The sequence below is a fragment of the Ruminococcus sp. FC2018 genome, assembly GCF_000621805.1.
Lineage (GTDB): Bacteria > Bacillota > Clostridia > Oscillospirales > Ruminococcaceae > Hominimerdicola.
On record NZ_JHXH01000002.1, the window covers coordinates 11,873 to 31,227 of the forward strand.

Below are 19,355 nucleotides of genomic sequence, written 5' to 3' on the forward strand. Positions count from 1 at the left end.
TTTGCATTATCATAACTTATTTTGTTACTTGTCCTTTTCGGTATCTGCCAAAAAGAATCCCGTCATCAACATATTTGTCAGCCTGAGATACCCACATTGGAAATTTTCCTGTTGCTACGGCAGTCTGTCCGTTAAGCATTCCTGTATGGAATGAAATATGACGGAATTGTCTCAATACCAATTCCATTCTTGTATGCTCACAGTTTTCAGGACATTCATACAGCATTTCATCTGTAAGAGAATCAAGATATGCATATGTTTTTTTCTCTACACTGTCAAGGTAATCAAGAAGCTGCTCATCAGACAAGGTAACTGAGGCAGGCTTGTCAGGATTGTCAAGCCCCTCTTCATGAAAAGGCGGTTCATCATATAAACAAGGATTTATAAACCATTTATCAGCTGAATGAAGTGCATGATACGCCCATCTCCAACACGGAGCGCCGCAGCATATTGCATCTCTGTCATAAGTCTGAATAGATGTTCTGATATTCAGAAAATTCGGTTTCGCCATTTCTTTTATTATCATACATAATTCATTCATTATAAAATCCTCCTGTTCTAAATTCCGATTTATCGGATTATTTTCCAACACAGAACTTGCTGAATACGTTATTGACCACCGCTTCGGTGGCTTTTTCCCCTGTGAGCTCCAGCAGGGCGTTTGCGGCGAAGTCTATCATCACCGTAACAGCGTCAAGAGTCTGTCCCGAGCGCAGGCTTTCCAGTGCGCCGCTGAGATATCTGTGTGCGGTCCTGACGCAGTACATCTGCCGCTCGTTTGCGAAAATATCGCTGTCGGGATCGTGATCTCCCACGCCGAAAAGCTCCTCCACCGCACTTTGCAGGCGGTCAAGCCCCTCGCCGTTCTTGGCGGAGATCTCTATGACCTTGCCGTATTTCTCCAGCTTTGTCCTGTCCGCAGCCGATTCAAGGTCGGTCTTGTTGAAAATTATAAGCCGCTTTTTGTCAAGCCCCGAAATGTACTCCAGCAGCTGCCTGTCCTGCGCATCAAGTTCACGAGAGGAGTCAAACACCGCCAGTATCAGCATTGCGCTGTCAAGCTGCTTTCTGGCAAGCTCCACACCCAGCTGTTCCACCCTGTCCCCGGTGTCGTGTATCCCTGCGGTGTCGGAAAGCTTCAGAGTCACGCTTCCCAGCTGTACGCTTTCCTGTATAACATCTCTTGTGGTGCCTGCAACATCGGTGACTATGGACCTTTCAAAGCCCAGCAGCATATTCATCAGAGCCGATTTGCCCACGTTGGGCTTGCCTGCGATACAGGTGTCGATGCCGCTTTTGAATATAAGCCCCCGGTCGTAGTTTTCAAGTATCCTGTCAAGGGACTTTATCCCGCCGTCCAGACTGCTTTCCAGGGCAGACTGCTCCACTGCCGGAAGGTCCTCCTCCGGGTAGTCCACCCATGCCGCCAGCTCTCCCAGAATGTCCACAAGCTTGTCCGTAAGAGCCTTTATCTGCTCAAAAAGTTTTCCGCTGCGTACAAGGTTTGCCGAGTTGAGAGCGTATTCGCCCTGTGCGGAAATGGTGTCCATTACCGCCTCCGCCTGGGTCAGCGACAGCTTGCCGTTTAAAAAAGCACGCTTTGTAAACTCTCCCCTGTCCGCAGGCTCCGCCCCGTTTTCAAGGCAAAGCCGCAGCACCTTTTTGGTAACATATATTCCGCCGTGGCAGGATATCTCGCAAACGTCCTCCCCGGTGTATGACCTTGGGGCACGGAATACGGTGAGCACACCGTCGTCCACAGCCTTGTGCCCGTCAACTATCTGTCCGTAGGCGCAGCTGTACCCTGCCATTGAGGGGACATCGCTGCAGCTCAGAGGCTTGAAAACAGCCTGTGCCACCTTTAAAGCGTCCTTTCCGCTTATGCGTATTACAGAGATACCCCCCTGTGCAAGAGGCGTTGAGATTGCACATATAGTGGACACGCAAGTTCCCCCCATTCGTTTTATTGTAATTTATTGACCAATGTATTATACCATAATAAATATCTTTTGTAAAGCGCACCCCCTTTTTGTTCGGCAAAAATTCAAATACTGTTGAAAAATCCCTGCGGGTGTGTTATAATATATTGTGATTTTGCAATAGCTGTTTTACAAAGCTGCCTTTGGACTGACTTTTGTATGGCTGTCGGGGTGTGCGGTGTAAAAATTTCAAAAAGAGGGAAATAAAAATGGAAGCTGTTATGGACAGACCGGGATTCCTTAAAAGCCCGGCGAAAAAACAAAAGGAAAAATATCTGCTGCTGTTTATCGTGTCCTTCGGGATAATGATGCTGTCGTTCCTGCCAAGAATGATACTAAACGGCGGTATCTTCACCTATTACGGTGACTTCAACTCCCAGCAGATAATGTTTTATCAGCACGCCCACGATTCCGTTCAGGCAGGCAGCCTGGGCTGGGACTGGGGCACCGACCTGGGCTCCAGCTTTATCGGGTCATACTCATTCTACCTGCTGGGTTCGCCCTTTTTCTGGCTGACTACCCTTTTCCCGTCCTCCTTCGTACCGTATATGATACCATGGCTTCTTGCCCTGAAAACCGCCGTAGCTTCGGTATTTGCCTATGCCTATATAAGACGCTTTGTCAAGGACCCGTCGGCTTGCTTTATCGGCGGACTGCTCTACGGTTGCTCCGGCTTTCAGATATACAACGTTTTCTTTAACCACTTCCACGATGCCACTGCCCTTTTCCCTCTTATTCTCATAGGCTTTGAGCGGTTGGTGGTGGACAACAAAAAAGGCGGATTTGCCCTTGCAATGGCGATCAACGCCATAAACAGCTACTTTTTCTTTATCGGTGAATGTGTGTTCCTTGTTGTGTATTTCTTTTTGCGCTGCACCGATAAGGATTTTCGCATCACCTTCAAAAAGTTCTTCTGGCTTATCTTTGAAGCCGTTATCGGTATAGCCATTGCCGCCTTTATGTTCCTGCCGGCGTGCATGGACATAGTGGAAAACCCAAGGCTTACCGAAAGGCTCTGGGGGCTGGACATGGTTGTGTACAACGAGTCCACCCGTATCCCACGTATCTTCCAGGCGTTCTTTATGCTCAACGATATGCCTGCAAGGATAAATATATTTGCCTCCGACCGTGCAAGGTGGGCATCTCTGGCAGGCTATCTTCCCCTGTTCTCCATGGCGGGAGTTATCGGCTTTATGCGCACAAGGAAAAAGCATTGGCTCACACGCTCGGTGTATGTATTCATGATAATGGCGTGCGTGCCTATACTTAACAGTTCCTTCGTAATGTTCAATGCCTCCTACTACGCAAGGTGGTATTATATGCCTATCCTGCTTATGTGCCTTATTACCGCAAAGGTCATCGCAGAGAACAAGGACGATCTGAAAAAAGGCTTTATACCTGTGCTTGCGGTGGACGTTGTGATCCTGGGCATCGGACTTCTGCCCAAGGACGAAAACGGCAAGCTGGTATTTGCCAGACTGCCCAAATATCCCGAGTTTTACTATATCCAGGCGGCTGTCACCATAATTATGCTGATCCTGCTTGCGGTGCTTATCTACCTTATGGGAAGCTCCACAGGCGAGGAGCTGCTGGCAAGGATACGCCTCAACTTCAAGCGTGCCGCCTGCATACTTACCGCCGTTGCCGCAGGAGTGTGTATGTTTACCTGTGTGACCTACGGTTCTATGCAGACCGAGTCCCCGAAGGACTATATCGCCCGTGGTATCAACGGCTCGGAAAAAATAGATATGGACCTTTTTGAGCAGCAAAGCTCATATACCAACCCCACCAACAGCTTTTACAGGATAGATACCTCCCCTGACGTGGATAACTGGTGTATGTTCTGGGGACTTTCCTCTATGCGCTGCTTCCACAGCGTGGTCAATACCTCTATCATGGAGTTTTACACCGAACTGGGACAGACCCGTGACGTTGCGTCCCGTATCGATACACAGCTCTACGGACTGCGCAGCCTTTTGTCGGTAAAATATTACTTTGACCAGTCCCAGCTTCCAAAGGGTGCCACACAGGAATATACCGGCAACCTTATCGGTTTCAGCTTTGCAGGCAGACAAAACGGATTCAGGATATATGAGAACAAAAACTATATCCCCATGGGATTTGCCTTTGATTATTATTGCAGCAAGGAAGACATAAAGGGCATGACCGATGCCAACAAATCGGTGGCGCTCACAAAGGCGTTGGTGCTTGACGCAGATACGGTAATGAGGTATGCCGACTATGTAAAATACACCGTGTTCAAGCCGTCGGATTATACCGTTGCGGCGTACAACGAGAACTGTGCACAAAGACGTGCCCAGAGCTGCTCTTATTTCAAGGAGTCCACAAACGGCTTTGACGCAAAGATAACTCTTGGGGACAAAAAGCTGGTGTTCTTCTCGGTGCCTTACGACAAGGGCTGGAAAGCCACCGTCAACGGCAAGGATGCCGAGGTAATAAAGGTGGACTTCGGACTTTGCGCAGTTGCCTGCGATAAGGGCGAAAACGACATAAAATTCACCTACCGCATGAGATTCTTTACCGAAGGACTGATGATCACAGGTACAGGCGCAGTTATCTGGCTTGGCTATGTGGTGTTCTTCAGACGTGAGGACATAGCAGGCTTTGTGGCAAGAAGGAAAAAGAAGCCCGCTGACGGCAAGGACAGCGAAGACGAAAACGATAAGACCGACAAGACTGACGATGTGCTTGAGCAGGAAGACGGTGAAGACTCTGACGATTTTGACGACCCCGAGCTTCTTGAGGATGTTCCCGACAGCGAATACGAGACTCAGATGAGCGAGCTTGACAGTCTTGACAAAACGGAGGAAGAATAGATGTACTCGATAGAAAAAACGGTAAACTCCAAAAAAGTATATGACGGCAAAGTTGTCCAGCTCTACTGCGACGATGTGGAGCTTGACAACGGGTACAAGACCTTCCGTGAGGTGGTGCGCCACCCGGGCGGCGTGTGCGTTGTGGCTCTGGACGAACAGGAGAACATTTACCTTGTCCAGCAGTTCCGCTATCCCTACAAAGAGGTCCTTACCGAGCTGCCCGCAGGTAAGCTTGAATACGGCGAGGACCCGGAGACCTGCGGACGGCGTGAGCTTAAAGAAGAGGCAGGGGCAGAGGCAGAGAGCTTTGAATATCTGGGAGTGCTCTACCCCACCGTTGCGTACAACACGGAAAAGATACATATGTATCTTGCAAGGGGCTTGAGCTTTTCACAGCAGCACCTTGACGACGGAGAGTTCCTTGACGTTAAAAAAATGCCCCTTAAAGAGGCATTTGAAATGGCAATGGACAATAAGCTTCCCGACTCAAAGACCCAGCTTGCAATTATAAAAGCTTATCTGAAGCTCCACGGAATTTAATATGCAAGGCAAAGAAAAAGACCCGAAAGATCGGGTCTTTTTTGTTATGCGATATCGTTTGAAAATCCAAGCATTACCCAGTAATGTCCGGTCACTGTGTAGCCGCTTCGTGTCTCCTCGGTGGTAACGCAGACAACCGACAGCTTTTTGATGTTGGTGTTAAGGATATTGTCCTTGTGGTTGGGGTAGGGGTCTTTTGATGCAAGCCACTTTTCAAGTGCCCACGCCGGCTTTCCGTGAACCGTCTCGTCGTCGCCGCCCCAGCCGTTGCACAGGTTTTCAACGCTTGCGTAGTCACGCTTGAGAAGATATGCCTTTATGCCAACGTTGGTGAATACGGTGTAGTAGTGTCTGTCTCCGCCAACAGCCCTTGCGGCAGGTCTGGTGTGTGCGTCCTTTGGATAGTAGGTATACTCCTCCGCCCTCATCTTTGCCGCATCAAGCAGCTTGCCACTGGTATCGGCGGTAAGGTCGCTTCTGAGCCCTCTTTGTTTCAAAAGGGCAACGAACTGTGCGGAATAGTCCTGAATACTCTTTATCTTGACGTTTCTTCCGTCGTTTTGCGGATAGATTGGGTTTGCAATTATAACGTTGCCGCCGGAAGAACTGCTTGCGGCTGTTTTCTTTGTAGTCGCCTTAGTCGTCGCCTTTGTAGTGGCTTTTTGGGTGTTCCATGTTTCAAGAGTCAACGCCGTTGTGTCTGTGCCGTCCCAGTTTGCTATGGTCTGGCGTGGGGTGGTAGTGGTGGTGGAAGCTGCGGTGGATACGTCCGATGAATTTGCCGGCATCAGCTTCTTGCCGCCGATGGTAACGCTGTCCTCGGATACGTTCACCACCTGTCCCCCGTGCTGGAAATAGGTAAGAGTCTTGCCCGATGGGTCTGTCACGGTAACTCCCTGACCGTTCCTTGCCGCCTTAATGGTAAGCTCTGTTCCGTCGTCTGCTTTGAAGGTGCTCTGAACCACCTCTTTGCCGTCCTTATAAAGCTTGAACTTGCCCGAGCTTTCGTGCTTGAGCACAAGTCCGCCGCCGAGATCATAGCTGGAATAGGACTTGTCGGTGTAAGCCATCCTCTTTCCGCCGTAATAGATCTGATCGCCCTTTTTCTCAACTTTCTGTTTGTTGAAAACGAACTCGGTTATTTCGGTGTCCCCTTTTTTGAAGGTGACCTTGTTATCCTTGCAGGTGATCTTGATTATGTCTTTGTTATCCGCCTCGACCTCTCCGTTTTCCACAACAACGCTGTCCTTGTTCTTCAGCCGGAAGATGTTGTCCTTGTCCTTAAAAAGGGTGTAGTCATACATATGTATGTACAATACGGTCTCCTCCCCTGCGCTGGCAGAGGTGGTGACTGCCGCAGAGGCAGCTGTGGCAGTGGTGGTGGTAGACTCGGCTTCCCTGCTGCTGTCGCTGTCTGTGGAGGAGCTGTCTGTGTAAGACTTGTCCTGCTCGGCGATAGATAAAGTTGTGTCGTCGGATGCCATATCCGTCCCGTTGTCTGATTGCCATGCGAAAAGCGCAAGGCACGAAGTCAGAACTGCCAGACACAGAAAGGTCCTTTTAAGCTTTCCTGCTCCGCTCACTTTACCCACCTCCTTGAAAATGCGTACAATACCTTAGCCTAAGTATAGCACATATGAAGTTTAATTTTAATGCACAAAAGCAGTACCTCTTTCTTAAATTTTTTTATCTGTTTTGCATATCTGTTCTATGTTTTTACTAAACATTTCCCGAATCGGGGATTTGCGGTATTAAATTCCCAGAATATAGCAATTTTGCCGGGCTTCGGGACAAAAACCCCGGGGAAAGGACCTGTGTCCCCATTGTTCCACGTGGAACATTCTACATCTGTACAATTTGTGAATGCTCCTGCTCCTGCTGCTCCCCTGCGGGAATGGTGATAATGTATTCGATATACCCCTGGTGCTCCACCTTCCGGGTGTCCGCTTTTACCCCTGCAAGCCGCATGACCTCCACTGCCTTGTCCACGGTGTTGAAAAACATCTTCACGTCCTTGAGCAGCCCTGCACTCTTTCTTATGGACATCTCCCGCAGGGCTTTCTCCTCCCTTGTCTTGATGTAGCTTTCCAGCTGGGTCACCGTCCACTTCCCTTTTACCGCCTTGAGAAGTATCTCCTTGCGTTCGTCCGGCTGGTCGATGCGCAAAAGTGCACGGGCGTGGCGCTCGGAAAGTCCTGTGTCGGTGATAATGTCCTGCTCTTCCTTGGTGAGCCTTAAAAGTCTGAGCTTGTTTGCCACCGTGGACTGTGCCAGACCCAGCCGCACAGCCAGCTCCTCCTGGGTCAGCCCGTAAAGCCGTATGAGCCGCTCCATCGCCTGTGCTTCTTCAAAAAATCCCAGCTGACACCGCTGTATATTCTCAATAAGGGACATAACTGCACTGCGTCCTCTGTCGGCGTTTATAAGAATGCACGGAACGGTGTTCATCCCTGCCATTTTTGCCGCACGGAGCCTGCGCTCCCCGGAGATAAGCTCAAAGCTCCCTTCTGTCCTGCGGACGGTCAGAGGCTGGATTATACCGTCCTGGGAGATGCTTTTTGCAAGTCCCGTCAGCTCCCCCGGAGAAAAATATTTTCTGGGCTGATTGGGATTTGTTCGGATATCCCCCACCGAGATGTCAAATATCTTCCCCACCTCTTTAACGTGACGAAGCTCCCTTTTCTGTCCGTGGTAAATATCCTCACCCAAGCCCATGCGTTCCTCGTCCCCCACAAGTACCCTGTCCAATGCTTTTTGTAAAATGCTCATGTTTTCGACCTCCTTTTTGCCTCTATTTTACCATAGCCCCTGCCCGGGCTCTATACCCTTATCACAGGAAAATAAACAAAAATTACAGCAAAAATCCGTTCCGTCCGCTCAAAAGCCTCCCCTTTTTACAGTATCTCACAAGCCTTTTACCGAATCTTGCCGAAAATTGTTCCACGTGGAACAGTTAAATACAAGGCAAAAAAATTTAAAAAAGGACTATGCAAAAAGAAAAATATGTTGTATAATAAAAAGCGGAATGCGGCGACAGGCAGAGGTTGAGCTGCCGCCGGCATGGCGAAAGGAGGACGCAGGATTTGCGTGCAGACAGAATGGGAAAGATAATTGCAGTTTCAAACCAGAAAGGCGGCGTGGGAAAATCCACCACCGTAGTAAACCTGGCGGCGGTTTTCGGCGCAAGGGGCGAAAAGGTGCTCATCATAGATTTTGACCCCCAGGGCAACACCACCACCAGCCTTGGAATATCTAAAAAGAGTATCCGCAACACAATATATGATGTGCTTTTAGGGGACTGTGAGCTCCAGGAGGCAGTGGCAGCCTCGGCTTTCAGGGGAGTGTCGGTGGTGCCTACCACACAGGACCTTGCCAGTGCATCTGTGCAGCTTCTGACCATGGAAAACAGGGCGATGCGGCTGCGGGAATGTATCAAGGATGCGGCGGATTTTTACGACCACATCTTTATAGATTGCCCGCCTACGCTGGATATGCTCACCATAAACGCCCTTGTTGCGGCGGATTCGGTGATTATACCCATACAGTGCGAGTTCCTCTCCCTGGAGGGACTGGTGGAGCTTCACCAGACTGTGAGCAGAGTCCGTGAGACCTGGAACAGCAAGCTTGAGGTGGAGGGCATACTTTTTACAATGTGCGTTGCCCGCTACAAGCTCACGGAGCAGATAATCAAAGAGGTGAAAAAGCATTTCCCCAAGGAGACTTTTAACACGGTGATACCAAGAAACGTTGCCATCTCGGAAGCACCCAGCTTCGGAGAGCCTGTGATATACTACGAGAAGAAATCAAAGGGCGCAAAGGCTTACGAGGACCTTGCCAGGGAAATGATAAAGCGTGAGAAAAAGAAAGCCAGGGAAGCGGCTGCAAAGCAGGGAGAATAAATTGTTCCACGTGGAACATTTTGCAAAAGGAGAGTTAAAATGAGCAAAAAAGCACGAATGAACAGAGGACTTGACGCACTTTTCAGCGATAATTTTGCCCCGTCGGCTGCGCAGCAGGAGCAGGATACAAAGCAGCAGACGCAGGAGGATAAAAACGGCATCACCATCGTGAGCATCTCGCTGGTGGAGCCTAACAAAGGACAGCCCAGAAAAGATTTTGACGATGAAAAAATACAGGAGCTGGCGGAAAGCATAAAGGAAAACGGTCTGCTCCAGCCCATACTGGTAACACCCCTTGACAACGGAGGATACCGCATTGTGGCAGGGGAGAGACGCTGGCGGGCGGCACGCAGCGCAGGGCTTAAAGAGGTGCCCGTTTATGTCAGGGAGCTGAGCGAAAAACAGGTGATGCAGCTTGCGCTTATCGAGAATATCCAGAGGCAGGATCTGACCCCCATTGAGGAGGCAATGGCTTATAAGCAGCTTATGGACAAGTATTTCATGACCCAGCAGGAGCTGGCAAAGGCGGTGGGGAAGTCCCGCTCGGCTATTGCCAATGCGGTAAGGCTGCTGGAGCTGGCAGAGCCGGTGCAGAAGTACCTTGACCGTGGGAAGCTGTCGGTGGGTCACGCAAAGGTGCTTGCAGGGCTGAGCGATGAGCAGATCCAGGTGCAGGCGGCAGACCTTGCGGTGAACGGCGGGCTTTCGGTGAGAGAGCTGGAGAACGAGGTGAAGAACCTTGTCCGGACAGGGGACAAGGGCGCAGAGGCAAGGAAAAAGAGGGCGTCGCTGAAGCACGAGGACCCGTTTTTGAAAGAGTTTGAGATAACCGTCAACGACAATTCCAGCATTAAGACCAAAGCAAAAATCACAGGCAAAGGGGACAAGATGGTAAACATTACCATTCCCAAGTCGGTGGAGGCAGCCGAGGTTTTGTCAGCTCTGGCGGAGATACTGGTGAAGTATTGACACAGACCGGGGATACCGTACATAACAAAGAAAAAGACCGGTGCTTGCTTTTTAAGGCAGGCACCGGTTTTTAATGCCCGGATTTTTTCCGGGCTCTGTGCAGCAGGGACGCTTTTTTCATGCAGATGGCTTTGAAAAGCTGTTTTTGAAAGACGGGCAGGCAAGTGCTTGATTTTTTGGAATATATATGATATAATATCGTTTTGTTAGCAGATGCTAACAGTTGAATGAGGTGTGAGATCATGTGGATAAAAGTTTTGTACGGTATTATAATACCCCTTGTGGGTACAAGCCTGGGTTCGGCTTGCGTATTTTTCCTCAAAGGGGAGATAAACGACAAGCTGCGCAGGAGCCTATCGGGAATGGCGTCGGGTATCATGGCGTCGGCATCCTTTTTCAGTCTGCTGCTGCCGTCCCTTGAAATGGCAAGGACAAACGGCATGGGCAAGCTTTCGTTTATCCCTGCGGTGCTGGGATTTATTGTGGGGATGCTGTTTCTGCTGGTGCTTGACCTGCTTATCCCTCATATGCATATTGACAGCAGCGAGGAGGGTCCAAAGAGCGGACTTGACAGCAGCACAAAGCTGGTGCTGGCGGTAACGCTGCACAATATCCCCGAGGGCATGGCTATGGGTATCGTTTACGCAGGCTGGCTGTACGGTGACCATAACATCACCATGGCAAGCGCACTTGCTCTGGCAATAGGAATTGCGATACAGAATTTCCCCGAGGGTGCTATCGTTTCCATGCCCCTTTGCGCACAGGGAATGTCAAAGAAAAAGACCTTTGGTCTTGGCGTGCTCTCGGGCATTGTGGAACCGGTGGGGGCACTTCTCACCATTTTCTTTGCAGGCTTTTTCCTGCCTATAATGCCCTATCTGCTCAGCTTTGCCGCAGGGGCAATGTTCTATGTGGTGGTGGAGGAACTTATCCCCGAGATGAAGGAAGGCTCTCACTCAAATATCGGCACGATAATGTTCGCCATAGGCTTTGCCGTAATGATGATGCTGGATGTGGGACTGGGCTGAAAGCGCTTACAGGCTGTAATAAAAACAAAAAGCGGAGCGATGTGCTCCGCTGAATTTTTGTCCGAAGGTCAGATTATATAGTCGTACTCCACTTTGTTGCCTGAAATATCCGCCAGGGTGATGCCGGAAAAATAGTCCTTTGTCATCTTGTAGTACTCCTGCCAGATGGGAAGTGTTTTGCAGTAGCCCGAACGGGTACACTGCTCGCTGTGCTCACGCAGACACTCCACCGGCGCAAGGTCCCCCTCGGAAAGCATAAGTATCTCCCAAAGGGTGTACTGCTGAGGCTCACGGGTAAGCTTGTATCCGCCGCCTTTGCCGTGGAGGCTCTGGATAAGCCCTCCCTCTTTAAGGGCAGGCAGCAGCCTTTCAATGTACTTCAGGGAGATGCCCTGACGCTTTGCAACGTCCTTCATGGGGATAAAATTCCCGTTGCGATGCTCGGCAAGGTCAAGCAGTATGCGCAGGGAATAACGTCCTTTTGTAGATATCATAGATAAACTCCTTTTTATTAATAAAACTTAAGCACTAAAACCAACCTTGTAAGTTGGTTTTAGTTTAACACAAAATTTGTAAGTTGTCAAGAGGGGATTTTTGGCACAAGATAATATTATGTTCACACAAAAGACAGATAATATTGTTAAAACGCACATTGCATTTTTTCTGCGGTGATGCTATAATTTTAACGGCAGATAAAAAATAAAACAACCGGAGGTACATAAGTATGGAAAGCGAACTGAAAAAGATCATATCGGGAAAGGTCCGTGAGGTATATGACACAGGAAAGGACGAGCTTATAATCGTCACCACAGACCGTATTTCCGCATTTGACGTTATTCTTGACAGCGAGATACCGGGCAAGGGAGTAAACCTTACACAGATAGCAAATTTCTGGTTCGACTACACAAAGGACATTGTTAAAAACCACATCGTTTCCACAAAGCAGGAGGATATGCCTGCCGAGTTTGCAGACAGCTATTACAAGGACAGGACGATAAAGGTTAAAAAGCTGAAGATGCTGCCTTATGAGGTCATTGTCAGAGGCTATCTTTTCGGCAGTATGTGGAACGCATACAAGGCAGGGGAGAGCTTCTGCGGAGCACAGTTCACAGGAGAGCATCAGCTTGCAGAAAAGCTTGAAACACCTATCGTTACCCCGTCCACAAAGAGCAGCGAGGGACATGACATCAACATCACCCGTGAGGAAATGGCTCAGGGCGTAGGTCAGGAGCTGGCTCAGAAGATATTTGACATTTCCATCGCTCTTTACAACAAGTGCTATGACTATGCGCTTACAAAGGGCATTATAATCGCAGATACAAAGTTTGAGTTCGGACTGGACGAAAACGGAGAGATAGTGCTGGCAGACGAGATGTTCACACCGGATTCAAGCCGTTTCTGGAACGCTGCGGAGTATAAAGTAGGCGAGTCTCCCAAGTCATATGACAAGCAGTTTGTACGTGACTGGCTCATCGCCAACGACCTCAAGGGCGTAGAGCCTGCTCCGAAGCTCCCTGATGAGATAGTGGCAAAGACTGCCGCTCTTTATGACCAGTGCAGAGAGAAAATAACAGGCTGAGAATAATAAGAAAAGAGCTTGCCCTCGGGCAGGCTTTTTTTGTTGACAATGCAGCAGCGGCATGATAAAATATATCCCGAAGACAGCCGCTGCAAAAGACGTTTTCTGCCGCAGGGCTGATATGGGAAACCGGAAAAAGGGGAGGTACAAAAAATGCAGGACAACAGATATCCCACGCTAAAAGACGTAAAGGCTATGCAGGTGGATCACGGAAAGCTTGTGGCAGCCGAAATGAATTCAAGATCCAACGGAATGATGATGTTCAGCGGCGTAAGCGACAGCTATACCCTTAAAGAGATTGACGGGGAAATGGTGCTTTTGCACCTGCACAAAAGCGATATGGACGGTACGGTGGAAAAGCTTTACCGTGCAGACAGGGAAGCTCTGGATAAGATTGCACAGATCGCCGACAGGGAAAATCTGTACGCCTGGGGAGAGATGCGCATCGACCCGGAAAAAGACGATCGTCCCAGGGTCTTTGACTATTCAAGTTCCTCGGGTATCCGCCTTTTTACAGACGATGAAAGAGGAAATACCTTTAGTTTCAACTGCGATACGGCTGAGTTTTACGGCGCAGGCGCTGTGGTCAAGGAGATAACCGATATACTTTTCAGCTTTGTCACCGACGATGGTTTGATAAGCGAAAAGCAAAGCCCCCCTACCGACCCCCGTGTTATCGAGCTTAAAAAGCTTTGGTTCCCCGACCAAAAGCCCACACAGGAGCCCACACAGGTGACTGATGAGCCTGAAAAAACCATCTCCACGGAGTTTGTTTATAACGGCGGTGACTGGAAGTGCCCCGAGTGCGGACAAGACGGGAACCAGGGCAAATTCTGCGCCAACTGCGGCAGCTGGCGACCTGACCTTGCGCCGAAAAAAGAGGAGGTCAAGGAAGTAGAAACACAGCCGATCCAGCCGTCGGAGGCTGCAAAGCAGATGGGTATTCCCGGCGGCATAACAGAGATGATGAAAACCGTGGGACTGATGCCCGTGGACAAGCCGGACGAGCAGCTTGCCGGGCTGCTTGAAGAAAAGGTGAGCCACGGCAGGATCATCAGCTTTGAGCATATAAGCCGCTGCGGCGGCATGAGCATCAACAGTCACCGCGAGGACAGCACCAAGGCGGTGTGGGCTGACGGCGGTGCAGCCGTCACAAAGTATATACAGCAGGGAAGCTATGACGCAGTGGTCACCGAGTTAAAGGCAGGGGAGAAGGTCATTGCGGAGCTTGAACAGTATATCAGAGATAACAACCTCACAAACCTTTCCCGACTCACATACGACCGCTCGAAGGACCCCTTTGCAAACATGACCGACAGTTGGGAAGGGGGCGGTTACAGCATTGTATTTGACGACTCTGAGGAGGGAGGCAGATCCTTTGTCTGCTTTACCCTTGACCCTAAGGCGATAAGTCAGCACGGGGGCGGCGAAATAACCGGGAAGCTGAGTGAGTTTACACAAAGGCTGTGCAGTGAGAGCGTGATAAGCTCTATGCGCCGTGAAGCGCCTAAAACAGGGGGAATGGGCATGATGGGTCCTGCCGGCACAGCAGTAACTGTATCCACCCCCGACAACAAAACGTCAGCGCTCACAGCACAGTACACCGAGCAGGAAAAATGGGAGTGCAGTCAATGCGGATATGCTGAAAACACCGGCAAATTCTGCAGCAGCTGCGGCAGCCCACGAAAATAGAACAAAAAAAACAAGCCGTTGGATACCGGTACCGGTACACATCGGCTTTGTCTGTTGTGTTGTTTGTTTGCCTGCCCAAAAGGGGACAAGACCCTGCTCAGCCGTCGGTGAGCAGCATCGCCAGCACACAGTCGGCAATAATTATAATGGCGATTATCCACCATGAAAAGCCCAGGTGGAGCATCATTGCGCTGACGGCAAAAAGTGTGGCAAGGACAAGAAACATGATGCCTGCCTTGGAGGTCTTTCTCTTTTTCGAGGAAAGCCTCTTGACTGCCGAGAGTATGGAAAGTATATAAAATACACCTGCTCCGATAAGAGCAACAAGCGCAGCGGTGTTCATTGTGGAAGCTATCTGTTTTTCGGGCATAATCAACTGTCCTTTCGTTATCTGATCGGAAAAATCAAGCAAGTTTGATTATAGCACAATTACTCCATATCGTCAAGCTATAGCAATTATATACAAGGGGTGAGGGCTGTATGTGTACTTTTTTGTGTACTGTTGAAAATTTAACGCCGAAACAACGGTTTTACTTGCAATTTCTACAAAAAAGGTGTATAATACATCTACTTAACGAAAAAATATGTGTATTTAGTAAAGACTGTGAGGTCAGAGCATGGAAGATAATGAGATAAAAAATGCAGTTTCTGCACAAGAGGGCGCTGACGAGGCTGTGAAAAACGCCGTATCAAAGGAAGATAAGGCAAAGCTTATTGCCAGGAACATGGCAAATGCATCCTTTAACAGCGACACAGTTGAGGATAAGAGCGAAATAAGCGAAAACGCAGCACTCAGAAAAGTCAACGAGGCTGTGAACAATACACGCAGCTATGAACGTGCGGCTCCACGAAGGGCAGGCACAGAGGAAAGAGATATGTCACAGGTTAGAAGAAAAAGACCGGAGGGTGCAAGAAGCCCGCAGCGCAGGGAGCAGGGACAGAGAAGAAGCTCCGATCCACGCAGAAGACCCCAGAGCGCAAACCGCAGACCGGTGAGAAAGAAAAAGAAATCAAAGGCTCCGCTGATAGTATGTCTGTCACTGCTGGGCGTTATAGTTCTGGGACTTGCTGTGGCATACATAGTTGGCGTGAACAAGTACAAGGGCGTATTTCTTGACAACACCTTCATCAACAACATAGATGTAAGCTCAAAGACAAAAGAAGAAGCTTACAAGATGGTAAAGGAAAAGTCACAGCTCAAGGACAGCATCACAATAGTAAGATTGGGCGGCGAGCAGATATCCATTCCTTTGAAGGAGATCGGATACGAGGACAAGACCCAGTACGAGATAGAGAAGTTCTATAACTCCCAGAACCATTACAACTGGGTTGCTTCAAAGTTCAAGAATACTCAGTTTGAACTTGAGGAAAAGTTTGATTACGATAAGACTCTGCTTGAAACACAGCTCAAAAAGCAGATGACAGCAACAGGCTCCGGCAAGGATCCTATTGACGCTACGATCCAGAAGAGCACAGACGGCTCGGGATATGTTATCGTCAAGGAGAAGCCCGGCGACAAGATAAATCTGGACAAGATAAAGAACCTTTACGACTACGTTGAAAAAAGCCTTGACAAGGGTACATTCATCGTAGACGTGGCTGAGGTGGACTGCTACGAGACAGCGAAGATAACCGCAGATTCCCTTAAAGAGAAGTGCGACAAGCTCAACAAGATGTTCAACTTCACCATAACTCTTGACTTTGTATACGCCCAGGAACAGCTCACAGGCGATATGGTCATGAACTGGGTAAACTTTGATGATAAAGCTGACAACGGTATCGCCGTTGACATGAAACAGGTTGAGACCTATGTTGAGGGGCTTTCAAAGAAATATGACACCTATGGCAAGGACAGAGAGTTCAAGACCACCAAAAAAGGCGTTATTACCATTAAGGGCGGCAAGATGGGCGAGAACGATTCGGGCAGCTATGGCTGGTGGATGGATCAGCAAAAGACCATGGAGCTTATCGCAGGACTTATAAGAGAAGCTAAGAACGCCAAGGTAAAGCCTGTTTATTACACATGGCCTAACGACCAGAATTTCACATTCACCTGTGATGAGTCGGTGTGGACCGCTGAAAAGGATTGGGGCAACACCTATATCGAGATCGACCTGGCAGCGCAGCACTTGTGGTATTACAAGGACGGCAAGGTGGCTATGGAAAGCGACATCGTTTCCGGACTTGACGGAGATTATAACAGATATACCCGTGAGGGCGTGTTCAAGGTGTTCTATAAGGAGCGCAACAAGGTGCTTCGGGGAAGCGCAGGCGGTGCGACATGGGCATCACCTACGACATACTGGACAAATATGAGTCTTTACGGCGCAGGACTGCACGACGCTTCGTGGCAGTACGGCGTATTCGGCGGAACAAAATACAAGTATGCGGGAACTGCATCTCACGGATGTATAAATATGCCGCTTGACAAGGCTAAGTATGTATTTGACAATGTGCCGATAAACACACCTGTATTTATCTACAAGATAGATAAGGCTGCTGCCGGTGCAGCTACAAAACCAAACTGATAAACAGCAAAACTCCGCAGAGGCAAAGACCTTTGCGGAGTTTTTATTGGGGATATTATTATGGGAGGGAGATCATTTTGTAGAAGGGTCGATAAAGTCCACCGGGTCTATCCAGCTGCCGTTTCTCTCAAGTGCAAAGTGCAGATGAGCAGGCAGGGCGGATTCTATCTGTGCGGTCTCGCCCACGGAGCCGATAACGTCCCCGGAGTTTACGTTGTCCCCCTCGGATACGCTGACGGTGGCTGCCATGCCTCGGTAGTGACCAATAATGCCGTTGCCGTGGTCAATAGTCACGCAGCTGCCCCAGAGAGCATCGTTGTAGACCTTTTTCACAACACCCTTGTTCATGGCTTTAACGGCAGTGCCTGCATCGGCTTTGATGTCCACACCGTCGTGTGTCTTCCACACCCCAAGGGTCTTGCTTTTCACCAGCTCACCGTTGGAAAACGGCTGTATGACCTCGCCGTCAACGGGCATGATGCTTGGCTGAGTCTTGATGTCAAGGTCAGACTTTGAGGAGCTGTCCTTGGGCTGGGAGTCCTTCTTTTTGTCCGCCTGCTCGGCAGAGGACTGAGAGCTGTCTGGCGATTTGATAATGTTGTCAAGCTTGTTGTCCGCAGATTGGGACATACTTGACGGCTCTGCAAGAGACAGGGTGTCGCTTATGGTGTCCATGGTCTTATTGTATGCCGCCACGCCTGCACCTGCCAGTGCAAGGATACAGGCTCCTACGGTGATATATATACCTTTTTTGCCCATGTACCTGCCAATTTTTGAGTTTTTGAAGCGAATGAATCTCATGGTATAAAAAACCTTTCCCCGATAAGACGTTTTCTGTGCGGCAAAGCTGTCCGCCAGATGTCAGCTTATGCTATCGGTGCATAAGTCCTTTGACCTTATTTTGGACAATCGGAGCGGAATTATTCACCACGCCGGAAAAATTATTGACAAGCAGATAATGATGTGATATAAATTTAAAAACAGATATTTCAGATACAAGAGGTAAAGTCTATGGAGCAGATAACGGAAAATGAGATAAATGTGCAGAAGGTCCTTGTGGCAGCGGTGGACCTGGGGAGCTATGACGTAAGGATGTCCCTTGACGAGCTGGAGGAGCTGGTGGACACCGCAGGTGGTCAGGTGGTGGCAAGGGTGGTGCAAAAACGCCAGTCTTACGACAGTGCCAGCTGTATCGGCGCAGGCAGACTTGAGGAAATGGCGGAGCTTTGCCGACAGCTTGATGTGGACAGGATAGTTTTTGACTGCGAGCTGACAGCGACCCAGATAAGGAATATTGAAAATGTGTGCGGTGTATTCACCATTGACAGGACCATGCTGATACTGGATATTTTCGCCCGGCGTGCCACTACCCGTGAGGGACGGCTGCAGGTGGAGATCGCCCAGAACAAGTACCGACTGCCCAGACTTACGGGAATGGGTGCGGACCTGTCCCGTCTCGGAGGCGGGATAGGCACAAGAGGTCCCGGAGAAAGTAAACTGGAAACGGACAAAAGACATATCAGAAGCCGCATTGAAAAGCTTTCACAGGAGCTTGAAAAAGTGGCGCAGCATCGGGATATGCTCAGAAAGCGGCGCAAAAAAGACAACGTCCGTGTGGCTGCCATCGTGGGGTATACCAACGTGGGCAAATCCACCCTGCTCAACACCCTGACACAGGCGGGAGTTCTGGCGGAAAACAAGCTTTTTGCCACGCTTGAGACTACCTCAAGAGCGATTACCCTTCCCGACGGCAGGGAGGTCATGCTGGTGGATACGGTGGGACTTATCAGACGCTTGCCCCACCACCTTGTGGAAGCGTTCAAGTCCACTCTGGAGGAGGCTGCCAACGCCGATGTTATAATCCATGTCTGCGACGCTTCCGCCGAGGACTGCCGGGAGCAGGTCAGAGTCACAAACCAGCTGCTCAATGAGCTTGGCTGTAAGGATATCCCCGTGGTCACTGCGCTTAATAAGTGGGACAAGGTGGCTTTTACGGACGAAGGGGAGCTTGAGGGTGAGGCAAATACCGTGAAGATCTCCGCAAAAAACGGTACAGGCATCACAGAGCTGCTTTTAGCCGTGCAGAATGCCCTGCCTCGTTCAAGTACCCGCTGTCGCTTGCTTGTGCCGTTTGATAAGGCTGGGCTGCTGAGTACTATCCGTGTGGACGGCAAGGTGTTCAGTGAGGAGTATACTCCCGATGGTATACTGTGTGATGTGCAGGTGGACGTTAAAGTCTATCATATGGTGCAGGAGTATAAGTGCGAATGATGTCGAACAAGTTTTGTTGACAAGGCAGGGTAA

General features: G+C 49.5%; 16 protein-coding genes. 9 read left to right on the forward strand and 7 right to left on the reverse strand.

Translation table 11 applies throughout. The annotated features are described in order from the left end of the window. Window positions 1-16: 16 nt before the first annotated feature. Together T494_RS0101375 and mnmE are read right to left on the reverse strand one after the other, a co-directional pair. The gene (locus T494_RS0101375; protein ID WP_347490835.1) at window positions 17-589 is read right to left on the reverse strand and encodes a DinB family protein; all 573 of its coding nucleotides are present in this window, start codon (window positions 587-589) and stop codon (window positions 17-19) included. Further along, window positions 579-1,943 carry a tRNA uridine-5-carboxymethylaminomethyl(34) synthesis GTPase MnmE gene (gene mnmE, locus T494_RS0101380; protein WP_028504753.1) on the reverse strand — a complete coding sequence of 455 codons (1,365 nt, stop codon included), beginning with the start codon at window positions 1,941-1,943 and terminating at the stop codon, window positions 579-581. Before mnmE ends, T494_RS0101375 begins: the two co-directional genes overlap by 11 nt. 245 nt (window positions 1,944-2,188) lie before the next feature. On the opposite strand from mnmE, the gene T494_RS11890 reads away from it, so the two are divergent. Continuing rightward, window positions 2,189-4,816: a YfhO family protein gene (locus tag T494_RS11890; protein WP_242836363.1), complete on the forward strand. Its 2,628-nt coding sequence runs from the start codon at window positions 2,189-2,191 to the stop codon at window positions 4,814-4,816. After that, on the forward strand, window positions 4,817-5,356 hold the full coding sequence (locus tag T494_RS0101390) for an NUDIX hydrolase (RefSeq protein WP_028504754.1): 540 nt from the start codon (window positions 4,817-4,819) through the stop codon (window positions 5,354-5,356). 44 nt (window positions 5,357-5,400) lie between these two features. On the opposite strand, the gene T494_RS0101395 is transcribed toward T494_RS0101390, so the two are convergent. Then, window positions 5,401-6,939, reverse strand: coding sequence for a hypothetical protein (locus tag T494_RS0101395; protein WP_028504755.1), 1,539 nt, complete (start codon window positions 6,937-6,939; stop codon window positions 5,401-5,403). A 259-nt stretch (window positions 6,940-7,198) separates the two neighbouring features. Beyond that, on the reverse strand, window positions 7,199-8,125 hold the full coding sequence (locus T494_RS0101400) for a ParB/RepB/Spo0J family partition protein (RefSeq protein WP_051539842.1): 927 nt from the start codon (window positions 8,123-8,125) through the stop codon (window positions 7,199-7,201). Between the two features lie 314 nt (window positions 8,126-8,439). Here T494_RS0101400 and T494_RS0101405 point away from each other — a divergent pair, with 314 nt between their 5' ends. The 3 genes from T494_RS0101405 to T494_RS0101420 all read left to right on the forward strand — a co-directional run bounded on the left by T494_RS0101405 (window position 8,440) and on the right by T494_RS0101420 (window position 11,252). Further along, window positions 8,440-9,255, forward strand: a complete 816-nt coding sequence (locus tag T494_RS0101405; RefSeq protein WP_028504757.1) for a ParA family protein — start codon at window positions 8,440-8,442, stop codon at window positions 9,253-9,255. A 39-nt stretch (window positions 9,256-9,294) separates the two neighbouring features. Continuing rightward, window positions 9,295-10,224 (forward strand): ParB/RepB/Spo0J family partition protein, encoded by a 930-nt coding sequence (locus T494_RS0101410; RefSeq protein ID WP_028504758.1) that lies wholly within the window; start codon window positions 9,295-9,297, stop codon window positions 10,222-10,224. 242 nt (window positions 10,225-10,466) lie between these two features. Beyond that, window positions 10,467-11,252, forward strand: a complete 786-nt coding sequence (locus tag T494_RS0101420; RefSeq protein ID WP_028504759.1) for a ZIP family metal transporter — start codon at window positions 10,467-10,469, stop codon at window positions 11,250-11,252. A gap of 68 nt (window positions 11,253-11,320) precedes the next feature. On the opposite strand, the gene T494_RS0101425 is transcribed toward T494_RS0101420, so the two are convergent. Then, entirely contained in the window at window positions 11,321-11,746 is a 426-nt protein-coding gene (locus tag T494_RS0101425) for an Rrf2 family transcriptional regulator (RefSeq protein ID WP_028504760.1), read from the reverse strand. 230 nt (window positions 11,747-11,976) lie between these two features. Here T494_RS0101425 and T494_RS0101430 point away from each other — a divergent pair, with 230 nt between their 5' ends. Both T494_RS0101430 and T494_RS0101435 read left to right on the forward strand, forming a co-directional pair. After that, window positions 11,977-12,831, forward strand: coding sequence for a phosphoribosylaminoimidazolesuccinocarboxamide synthase (locus T494_RS0101430; protein ID WP_197021106.1), 855 nt, complete (start codon window positions 11,977-11,979; stop codon window positions 12,829-12,831). A 153-nt stretch (window positions 12,832-12,984) separates the two neighbouring features. After that, entirely contained in the window at window positions 12,985-14,523 is a 1,539-nt protein-coding gene (locus T494_RS0101435; protein ID WP_028504762.1) for a hypothetical protein, read from the forward strand. Window positions 14,524-14,620: 97 nt separating this feature from the next. On the opposite strand, the gene T494_RS0101440 is transcribed toward T494_RS0101435, so the two are convergent. Further along, window positions 14,621-14,893, reverse strand: a complete 273-nt coding sequence (locus T494_RS0101440) for a hypothetical protein (protein WP_028504763.1) — start codon at window positions 14,891-14,893, stop codon at window positions 14,621-14,623. 247 nt (window positions 14,894-15,140) lie between these two features. On the opposite strand from T494_RS0101440, the gene T494_RS0101445 reads away from it, so the two are divergent. After that, window positions 15,141-17,051 (forward strand): L,D-transpeptidase family protein, encoded by a 1,911-nt coding sequence (locus T494_RS0101445; protein ID WP_028504764.1) that lies wholly within the window; start codon window positions 15,141-15,143, stop codon window positions 17,049-17,051. A 72-nt stretch (window positions 17,052-17,123) separates the two neighbouring features. Here T494_RS0101445 and T494_RS11895 read toward each other — a convergent pair whose 3' ends face one another. Continuing rightward, entirely contained in the window at window positions 17,124-17,810 is a 687-nt protein-coding gene (locus T494_RS11895; protein ID WP_242836364.1) for a M23 family metallopeptidase, read from the reverse strand. 252 nt (window positions 17,811-18,062) lie between these two features. Here T494_RS11895 and hflX point away from each other — a divergent pair, with 252 nt between their 5' ends. After that, a complete protein-coding gene (hflX, locus tag T494_RS0101455; RefSeq protein WP_037343616.1) occupies window positions 18,063-19,322 on the forward strand; it encodes a GTPase HflX in 1,260 nt (419 codons plus the stop codon). The last annotated feature ends 33 nt before the right edge of the window (window positions 19,323-19,355 follow it).